The following is a 9,704-nucleotide window of genomic DNA, read 5'->3' as shown; positions in this document are numbered from 1 at the left end:
CCTGTTGGCCCCGACCCCGGTCGCGATGTTCATCATGTCCGGCTGCGGCGACGACGACAGGTCCTCGGCCGGGCCGGCGGCGCCCCCCGTCCCCGCCGCCACCTCCGTGCCGCCGGTGACCCCGGCGCCGGCGGGCCTCGACGACGCCACCCGCACGACCTGCGCGAAGGCGGAGAAGGACATCACGGCCGCCCTGAAGGAGGTGGCCGAGGCGGAGAAGATCGGCCCGCCGGCCGGCCACTCGGCGGTCAGCGCCCAGTACTCGGCGGGCGCGGCCACGCTCTACACGCACGCCTTCACCAGCAGCGACGAGGTCAACGCCGCGGTGAAGGGGGTCGCCACCGCCATGACCGACCTCGCCGACACCTGGGCCGAGGCGCCGGGCAAGGCGCCGAGCAAGGCGGATCTCACCGCCGCCCGGGCCAAGCTCAAGACCGCCTGCACGGCGAGCTGAGGCACCTGCCCGCCGAGGGGCGGCGGCGTCACGCCGACCGCCCCTCGCGCGGTCAGAACGCGCAGGCGACGACCAGTTCGGTGGTGCGGTCGGGCAGCAGGTCCAGCTTGGCGATCCGGCCCGCCGCCCGGAGGTCGTCGGCGACCGTGCCGAGCTGGTCGAGCACCGCCGCCGGTCCGAGCGCCTCGGCCAGCGGCACGTCCGCCTTCATCGACAGCTTCCGCTCCGACTTGGCGCGGCGCACCTGCCCCAGCGCGTCCGCGGCCAGCCGCAGCAGCTCCGGGTCACCCGGCATTTCCATCGCGCGGCCCACCTCGTACGTGGTCGGCCAGGGCGCCCGGTGCACCGAGCCGTACCGCCACCACGACCAGACCTCCTCGGTGACGAACGGCAGCACCGGCGCGAACAGCCGCAACTGCACCGACAACGCGGTCGCCAGCGCCGCCCGGGCCGAGTCGGCCGCCGGCCCGGTGCCGTAGGCGCGCTCCTTCACCAACTCGATGTAGTCGTCGCAGAACCGCCAGAAGAACGCCTCGGTGGCCATCAGGGCGGCCGTGTGGTCGTACCCGTCGAAGGCGGTGGTCGCCGTCGCGACCACGCCGGACAGTTCGGCGAGCATGGCGGTGTCCAGCGGTTGGGTCGCCGCGGCCCGCAGCGCGTCGGCGGCGCCCAGCCCGAGCGCGAACCGCGACGCGTTGAGCAGCTTGGTGGCCAGCCGGCGGCCCACCTTGACCTGGGCCGGGTCGAAGGCGAGGTCCATGCCCGGCTTGCCGCTGGCGGCCCAGTAGCGGACCGCGTCGGACCCGTTCTGCTCCAGCAGCGCCATCGGCGTGACCACGTTGCCCTTGGACTTCGACATCTTCTTGCGGTCCGGGTCGAGGATCCAGCCGGAGAGCACCGCCGTGTGCCAGGGCAGCGCGCCGTGCTCCAGGTGGGACCGGGCCACCGTGGCGAACAGCCAGGTCCGGATGATGTCGTGCCCCTGCGGGCGCAGGTCCATCGGGAAGACCCGGGTGAACAGGTCCGGGTCGGTCTCCCAACCGCCGACGATCTGCGGGGTCAGCGACGAGGTGGCCCAGGTGTCCAGCACGTCCGGGTCGCCGGTGAAACCGCCGGGCTCGCCGCGCTGCGACTCCTCGTATCCGGGCGGCGGCTCGCTCGTCGGATCGATCGGGAGCCTCGCCTCGTCCGGTGTGAGAGGGTGGGACCAGTCCGGCTCGCCAGCGTCGTCGAGCCGGTACCACACCGGCACCGGCACGCCGAAGAACCGCTGCCGGCTGACCAGCCAGTCACCGGTGAGACCGCCCACCCAGTGCTCGTACCGGTGCCGCATGTGCTCCGGCACCCAGCGCAGCTCACGTCCCCGGGCCAGCAGCTCCTCGCGCAGGCCGGCGTCCCGCCCGCCGTTGCGCAGATACCACTGCCGGGTCGAGACGATCTCCAGCGGCCGGTCGCCGCGCTCGTAGAACTTCACCGGATGGGTGATCGGCCGCGGCTCGCCCACCAGGTCGCCCGCGTCGGCGAGCAGCTCCACGAGCGTCCGCCGGGCGCCGTTGACGGTCTGTCCGGCCAGCGCCGCGTAGGGCTCCGCCGGCACGCCGGCCGGCGGCTCCGGCAGCAGCCGCCCGTCCCGGCCGATCACCACGCGGGTGTCCAGCCGCAGCTCACGCCACCAGGTCACGTCGGTGAGGTCACCGAACGTGCAGACCATCGCGATGCCCGTGCCCTTGGCCGGGTCCGCCAGCGGGTGCGCGCGCACCGGCACCTCGACCCCGAAGACCGGGGTACGCACGGCCGCGCCGACCAGGTCCGCGTACCGCTCGTCGTCGGGGTGGCAGACGAGCGCCACGCAGGCCGGCAGCAGTTCCGGCCGGGTGGTGTCGATCAGCACCTCACGGCCGTCGGGACCGGTGAACCGCAGCCGGTGGTACGCGCCGGGCCGCTCCCGGTCCTCCAGCTCCGCCTGCGCGACGGCGGTGCCGTACCCGACGTCCCACAGCGTCGGCGCCTCGGCCTGGTACGCCTCGCCCCGGGCCAGGTTCCGCAGGAACGCGCGCTGGCTGGCCGCGCGGGCCGCCGACCCGATCGTGGTGTACGTCAGCGACCAGTCCACCGACAGCCCGAGCCGCCGCCACAGCGCCTCGAACGCCTTCTCGTCCTCCACAGTGAGCAGTTCGCACAGCTCGATGAAGTTGCGCCGGGAGATCGCCGTCGGGTTCTTCCGGGCCGCGTCGTCCACCGGTGCGGCCGGTGGGCGCCAGTCCCTGTCGTACGGCAGCGTCGGGTCGGGACGCACGCCGTAGACGTTCTGCACCCGGCGTTCGGTGGGCAGACCGTTGTCGTCCCAGCCCATCGGGTAGAAGACGGTCCGCCCGCGCATCCGCTGGAACCGGGCCACCGTGTCGGTGTGCGTGTACGAGAAGACGTGCCCCATGTGCAGCTCGCCCGACACGGTGGGCGGGGGAGTGTCGATCGCGTATACGTCCGACCGCTCCTTCGTGCGGTCGAACGCGTACGTGCCGTCGGACTGCCAGCGGCGAGCCCAGGTCTCCTCGAGGCCGTCCAGGCTCGGACGCTCGGGGACGCCGCCGCGGGCGCTCCTCGTCGTGTCGGTCATCAGCCGATGGTAGGCAGCCCGCCCGCCCCACTCCACGACTTTCCCCACCGCGCGCCGTGCCCGCCCGTCCCCGCCCCCTGCCCTCGTCGATCTTGCACGTGCTGCCCCGGCGTAAGCCGCTTGTCGGGCATCCCCCGGGCGCCAAGTGCAAGATCGGCGGGGGTCGAACGGGCTAGAGGAGGGAGTCGCGCCACTGGCGGTGCAGGGCGGCGTAGCGGCCGTCGGCGGCGATCAGTTCGGCCGGTGGGCCGTCCTCCACGATCCGGCCGTCGTCGAGCACCAGCACCCGGTCGGCTGTCTCCACAGTGGAAAGGCGATGGGCGATCACCACGGCGGTGCGGTCCCGCAGCACGTTGTGCAGGGCCCGCTGCACCAGCCGTTCGGTCGGCACGTCGAGCGACGAGGTCGCCTCGTCGAGGATCAGCACTCGGGGATCGGCGAGGAACGCCCGGGCGAACGCGACGAGCTGCCGCTGCCCGGCCGAGAGCCGGCCGCCGCGCCTGTGCACGTCGGTGGCGTACCCGTCGGGCAGCGCGGCGACGAAGTCGTGCGCGCCGATCGCCCGCGCGGCAGCGACCACCGCCTCGTCGTCGGCGTCCGGCCGGCCGAACCTGATGTTGTCGGCCACGGAACCGCTGAACAGGTGCGTCTCCTGGGTCACCAGCACCACCGCCCGGCGCAGCTCGGCGTCGGCCAGGTCGCGCAGGTCCACCCCGTCCAGCCGGACCGTGCCCGCGTCCGGGTCGTGGAAGCGTGCCACCAGCTTCGCGACTGTGGACTTCCCGGCGCCGGTCGGCCCGATCAACGCCACGGTCTGCCCGGGCGGCACGGTCAGGTCGAGGCCGGACAGGATCGGCGTCCGGCGGCGGTAGCCGAAGTCGACGGCGTGGAACGTCACCGCCCCGCGCGGCGGCCCGGCCGGCAGCGGCACCGGCTGCGCCGGTTCGGCCACCGCCGGGCGCTCGTCCAGCACCCCGGCCAGCTTCTCCAGCGCGGCGGTCGCCGACTGGAGCGAGTTGTAGAACTGGCTCAGCTCCTCCATCGGCTCGAAGAACCGGCGCAGGTAGAGCAGGAACGCGGCGAGCACGCCCACCTCCACGCCGCCGCCCAGCACCCGCCACCCGCCGTACCCGAGCACCACCGCCGCAGTCAGGTTGCCGATCAGCCGGATGCCCGGCGAGTAGATCGCGATCAGCCGGAACGCGCGCAGGCTGGAGCGCCGGTAGTCGTCGTTCACCGCGCCGAAGATGTGGTCGTTGCGGTCCTCCCGCCGGTACGCCTGCACGGCCCGGATCCCGCGCAGCGACTCGACGAAGTGCACGATGACCAGTGCCACCGCCTCCCGGGTGCGCCGGTACGCCCCGGCCGAGGCGCGGGCGAACCAGCGCGACAGCACGAACAGGAACGGGAACGCGAGCAGCGTCACCGCGGCCAGTGGCAGGTCCAGCCAGAGCAGGATGCCCGCCACGGACAGCACCGACAGCCCGGCCATCACCAGCTTGTCGATGCCGCCGTCGACCAGTTCGGCGATCGACTCCAGGTCACTGGTCAGCCGGGACACCATCCGGCCGGACGTGTAGCGCTCGTGGAACCCGACGTCGAGGCGCAGGAAGTGCCCGTACACCCGGCGGCGCAGGTCGAGCAGGACGGCCTGGCCGATCCGGGCGGCGAGGGTGAGGAACGCGCGCCGGGCCGCGTACTCCACGGCGGTCGCGACCACGAACGCGGCGGCGACAGCGATCAGCGGGCCGGGATCGCCGGCCCGCAGCGGCCCGATGCCCCGGTCGATGCCGAGCATGACCAGGTACGGCCCGGACATCGCGGCGGCGTTCTGGGCCAGCAGCAACGCGACCGCCAGGCCGAGCGCACGCCGGTGCGGGCGCAGCAGCCGCCGCAGCAGGAGCCGGCTGCGGGCACGCAGCCGGGTCACCGCCGCCGGGGACGAGTCCTCGGCGCGGCTGCGGTCGGCGTCCGGGTCGGTGGCCCGTCCCCGCCAGCGCGACAGGTCGTCAGCGCTCTCGTGGCGCGCGCCGGTCGTCCCGTTGCCGTCCGGCGCGGCGCGGGGCCGGGGCACCCGCGGCGCGCGGCCGGTCACGAGCGCACCAGGCCGACGCCGTCGCTCCGTCGCTCCGGCTCGGCGGACAGCACCGCCCGGTAGGCGGGCACCCGGGCCAGCAGTTCCGAGTGGGTGCCGACGGCGACGATCCGGCCGTCGTCGAGCAACGCCACCCGGTCCGCCAGCGCCACCGTCGAGGGGCGGTGCGCCACCAGCAGGGTCGTGGTGGCGGTGTCCCGCAGCACCCGGCGCAGGGCCGCCTCGACGAGCGCCTCGGTGTGCACGTCCAGCGCGGAGAGCGGGTCGTCGAGCACCAGCACCGCGGGCCGGCCGAGCACCGCACGCGCCAGCGCGAGGCGCTGCCGCTGCCCGCCGGACAGCGACAGCCCCTGCTCACCGACCCGGGTGGCGAGCCCCCACGGCAGCTCGTACGCGAACTCCGCCTGGGCCAGCGTCAGCGCGTCCCGGACCTCGTCCTCGCTCGCGTCCGGACGGCCCAGGGTGAGGTTCTCCCAGACCGACATGGAGAACAGCGTCGGCTCCTCGAACGCCACGGCGACCAGCCGACGCAACGACTCCAGCCGCAAGTCACGCACGTCGTGCCCGTCGATCGTGATCCGGCCGCCGGTCACCTCGTGCAGCCGGGGGACGAGCGACAGCAGCGTGCTCTTGCCGCAGCCGGTGGCGCCGACGAGCGCCATGGTCTCGCCCGGCTCGACGGTCAGGTCCAGGTCGCGCAGCACCGGCCCGGACGTGCCGGGGTAGCGGAAGCCGACCCGCTCGAAGTGGAGCCGGCCGCGCACCTCGCGCCGGTCGAGCGGCCGGGCGTGCGGTGCGTCCACTATGGTCGGCGGTGTGTCCAGGACCTCCTGGATCCGGTCGGCGGCGGTCGCGGCCTCCTGGCCGTTGGCGATGATCCAGCCCAGCGACTGCACCGGCCAGATCAGCATGAGCTGGAGGCTGACGAACGCGACCAGCTCACCGATGGACAGCGCGCCTTCGGCGACCGCCGCGGCGCCGGCCACCAGGACCGCGCCGAGCGTCAGGTTGGGCACCAGGTCGAACAACGCGGAGGTGCGGGCCAGCAGCCGCGCCTTGCCGATCCCGGTGTCGTGCAACCGGCGCGCGCCGACGGCGAACCGGGCCGCCAGTTCCGGCCCGCGCCCGTACGCCCGCATGGTGCGCAACCCCAGGGCCGTCTCCTCGACCAGCGTGGCGACGTCGCCCTGCTGGTCCTGCATCCGGCGCGAAGCCGCGTGGTAATGGCGCGCGAAGCGGCGGCTGATCAGGAACAGCGGTACGGCGCTCGCCGCGACCAGCAGCCCCAGCCACGGGTGCAGCCGGATCAGCAGCGCCACCACCGCCGCGTAGGTGACCAGGTTGAGCACCAGGAACAGCAGCCCGAAGGAGAGGAACCGCCGGATCACCGAGAGGTCGCTGGTGATCCGGGACAGCAACTGACCGGACTGCCAGCGGTCGTGGAAGCCGGCCGGGAGCCGTTGCAGGTGGGCGTAGATGTCGGCGCGGATGGCAGCCTCCATGCCCACCGAGGACGACGACTGCGTCCAGCGGCGGATGAAGATGAGCACCGCCTCGGCCACACCGAGCAGCAGCGCCAGGGCACCGAGCCGGAGCAGCCCGGCCTCGTCCTGCCGGGCCACCGGCCCGTCGACGACCCGCTGCACCACCAGCGGAACGGCCAGGCTCGCCGCGGTGGCGGCCAGCGCCGCGACCAGCAGCCAGGCGAACTCCATCGCGTACGGGCGCAGGTAGGGCCGCAGCCGCCAGAGGTTGCGCAGCGGCTGGGACCGGGCGCCGGTATGCGCCGCGGGGTTGCCGTCGCTGGACGCGGGCACTACCCGACGGTAGCCGCCGGGGGTGACAGTCCGGCTGTCAGCTAGCCGTCACCCGTCCCTCATGCCCGAGAAGCCACTTCTTCACGTCCAGTCCCCAGCGGTAGCCGCCGAGCGTGCCGTCGGTGCGCAGCACCCGGTGGCAGGGCACGAACAGCGCGGCGGCGTTGCGCGCGCAGGCCGCCGCGGCGGCCCGGATCGCCGCCGGCCGCCCGGCCAGCGCGGCGAACCCGGTGTAGGTGACCGGGTCGCCGGGCTTCACGTCGCGCAGCACCTGCCAGGCGTGCGTCAGGAACGCGCCGCCGGTGTGCTGCTCCACCGCGACCGCGTCGATCGCGGTGAGGTCACCGTCCAGGTAGGCCCGGACGGCGGCGGTCACCGGACCGAGGTCGGCGCGTTCCCGCAGCTCGCCACGCAGGCTCGGGTGGACCAACGGCATCAGGGCCGCCGGGTCGGCGGTGAATCCCGCCGCGCGTACCGCCCCGGTCGGGCCGGCGAGCACGCGCAACGGGCCGGCCGGGGTGTCGATGACGGTGCTGTCCACAGTGCTCATGCTGCTCTCCAGAGTCGGATGGTCGCGTACGACCGCCAGGGGCGCCAGCGGTCGGCGTACGCGGACAGGGTCTTCGGGTCGTCGGACAGGCCGAGCGCGGCTGCGCCGCGGCGTACGCCCAGGTCGGTGGTGAGGGCGACATCGGGGTCGCCGAGTGCGCGCATGGCCAGGTAGCCGGTGGTCCACGGGCCGATGCCGGGCACCGCGGCCAGGAGCCGGACCGCCTCCTCCCGGTCGCCTCCGGGTTCCAGGTCCAGCTCGCCGTCGGCGACCGCGCGGGCCAGCGCCCGGATCGTCTCCCGGCGTGCCGCCGGCATCCGGAACGCCGTGTCCGGCGCCGCGAGCACCTCCGCCGGACCGGGGAACGCCACCAGGCCGTCCGCCGGGTCGTCGGAGCCCGCCCCGCCGGTGGGCCGGGTGGCGGCGAGCAGGCGGGTGAGCGTGGTCCGCGCCGAGGTGAGCGAGACCTGCTGGGTGGTGACGGCGCGGACGGCCAGCTCGAAACCGTCGACCGCGTGCGGCAGCCGGACGCCGGGCTCGGCCGCGACGATCGGGGCCAGCGCCGGGTCGGCGGCCAGGGTGGCGTCCACCGCGACCGGGTCGGCGTCCAGGTCGAGCAGGCGGCGGCAGCGGGCCACCGCGGGAGCCAGGTCACGCATGTCGGCCAGCCGCAGCGTGGCGTCGATGTGGCCGTCGGCCGGGGTCAGCGCCACCGTTGCGGGACCGTGCGGCAGGCGCAGCCCTCGGTGGTAGGTGCCGTCGCGGACCACCTCGACGCCGGGTAGCGCGCGCAGCGCGAGGAAGTCCAGCAGCGCGCCCGCGTGCAGCGGCGGCCGGTGTGCCAGCCGCAGCGAGAGTGTGCCCGCCCCGGTGGCCGCCGCCGGGCCACGCCGGCCCGCCCGCAGCTCGGACGGGGTGCCGCCGTAGACCTCGCGGACCGTGTCGTTGAACTGCCGGACGCTGCCGAACCCGGCGGCGAAGGCCACCTCGGCCAGGCCGAGGCCGGTGGTCTCGATCAGGATCCGGGCGGTCTGCGCGCGCTGGGCCCGGGCCAGCGCCAGCGGGCCGGCGCCCAGCTCGGCCCGGAGCATCCGGTGCAGGTGCCGCTCGGTGTAGCCCAGCCGGGTGGCCAGGCCGGGCACCCCGTCCCGGTCCACCACGCCGTCGGCGATCAGCCGCATGGCGCGGCCGACCAGGTCGGCCCGGACGTCCCACTGGGGCGAGCCGGGTGCCGCGTCCGGCCGGCACCGGCGGCACGCCCGCAGCCCGGCCCCCTGTGCGGCGGCGGCGGACGGGAAGAACCGGACGTTCTGCCGCTTCGGCGTCATCGCCGGACAGGACGGCCGGCAGTAGATCCCGGTCGACGTCACGCCGGTGTAGAACCAGCCGTCGAACCGCGGGTCGCGGCTGTCGACGGCTCGGTAGCACCGCTCGAAGTCCAGTTCCATGCCACGATCCTGCCTCGCAGCTCCCGGGCTCGGCTGGCGGGATTCGGACATGACGTGCGGCAGTCGCGCCACCTCGCCGAAGTGGCGGTATCCCGCGCCCCGGGACACCGCCACTCCGGCGAGGTGGCGTGGATCATGGCCGGGCGGACCCGAGAAAGTGTCGTAAGTGGTCGGTAGCGTCCCGCCACCAACTCAAGAAGAGGTGCGGGGCATGGCGAGCGTGGCCGGGCGGGGTGTCCGCTGATGCGATCGGGGCGAGCATCGTTGGACGCCGCGGTGGTGGAGGGCTTCTACGAGCGGATGCGGGTGGTGGCGTCGGCCGCGTACGGCGCGATCGAGCGCGACCGGGCCGGTGACCCCGGTCGCCCCTTCGCGGACACCGCCTGCGGGCGGCTGGCCGGTTCCCTCGACCCGGACGGGCTGCGCGCGCTCGGCATGTGGGCGCACCACTGGTGCATGCGCTTCTACGACGACGACACCCGGGTCGGCCTGCGGCTGGTCCGCGAGATCGCCGCCCGCTCCGGCCTGGGCTGGACCGCCGACGAGGTGCGGTGGCTGCTCGACCGCTCGTACGCGGCCGGGCCCGCCGCCGCGCACCGGTTCACGCTGCCGCTCGCGGCCGCGGCGCAACTACCGGCCGGCGTGCTGCCCGAGGGCGTCGCCGCCGACGCGTGGCCGGACGACTGGCGGCGGCTTCGGGCCGGTTGACCGCGCCGCCACCGG

At 74.8% G+C, this 9,704-nt stretch carries 7 protein-coding genes; 2 read left to right on the top strand and 5 right to left on the bottom strand.

The genetic code is table 11. The annotated features are described in order from the left end of the window. Positions 1-25: 25 nt before the first annotated feature. Positions 26-454, top strand: coding sequence for a hypothetical protein (locus V6U82_RS30145; protein ID WP_442933482.1), 429 nt, complete (start codon positions 26-28; stop codon positions 452-454). A gap of 52 nt (positions 455-506) precedes the next feature. Here V6U82_RS30145 and valS read toward each other — a convergent pair whose 3' ends face one another. The 5 genes from valS to V6U82_RS30120 form a co-directional block, all read right to left on the bottom strand. Further along, positions 507-3,071: a valine--tRNA ligase gene (valS, locus tag V6U82_RS30140; RefSeq protein WP_334467313.1), complete on the bottom strand. Its 2,565-nt coding sequence runs from the start codon at positions 3,069-3,071 to the stop codon at positions 507-509. Between the two features lie 172 nt (positions 3,072-3,243). After that, on the bottom strand, positions 3,244-5,166 hold the full coding sequence (locus V6U82_RS30135) for an ABC transporter ATP-binding protein (RefSeq protein ID WP_436837024.1): 1,923 nt from the start codon (positions 5,164-5,166) through the stop codon (positions 3,244-3,246). Then, a complete protein-coding gene (locus tag V6U82_RS30130) occupies positions 5,163-6,983 on the bottom strand; it encodes an ABC transporter ATP-binding protein (RefSeq protein ID WP_334467311.1) in 1,821 nt (606 codons plus the stop codon). The genes V6U82_RS30135 and V6U82_RS30130 overlap by 4 nt, the downstream gene beginning before the upstream one ends. A gap of 37 nt (positions 6,984-7,020) precedes the next feature. Beyond that, positions 7,021-7,533 carry a methylated-DNA--[protein]-cysteine S-methyltransferase gene (locus V6U82_RS30125; RefSeq protein WP_334467309.1) on the bottom strand — a complete coding sequence of 171 codons (513 nt, stop codon included), beginning with the start codon at positions 7,531-7,533 and terminating at the stop codon, positions 7,021-7,023. Then, a complete protein-coding gene (locus tag V6U82_RS30120; protein WP_334467307.1) occupies positions 7,530-8,981 on the bottom strand; it encodes a DNA-3-methyladenine glycosylase 2 family protein in 1,452 nt (483 codons plus the stop codon). The genes V6U82_RS30125 and V6U82_RS30120 overlap by 4 nt, the downstream gene beginning before the upstream one ends. Before the next feature lie 243 nt (positions 8,982-9,224). On the opposite strand from V6U82_RS30120, the gene V6U82_RS30115 reads away from it, so the two are divergent. Then, positions 9,225-9,689, top strand: a complete 465-nt coding sequence (locus tag V6U82_RS30115) for a hypothetical protein (RefSeq protein WP_334467306.1) — start codon at positions 9,225-9,227, stop codon at positions 9,687-9,689. Positions 9,690-9,704: the final 15 nt, after the last annotated feature.

It is taken from the genome of Micromonospora sp. CPCC 205554 (genome assembly GCF_036902745.1).
Classification (GTDB): domain Bacteria; phylum Actinomycetota; class Actinomycetes; order Mycobacteriales; family Micromonosporaceae; genus Micromonospora; species Micromonospora tulbaghiae.
This window is presented reverse-complemented; position numbering and strand designations above follow the sequence as displayed.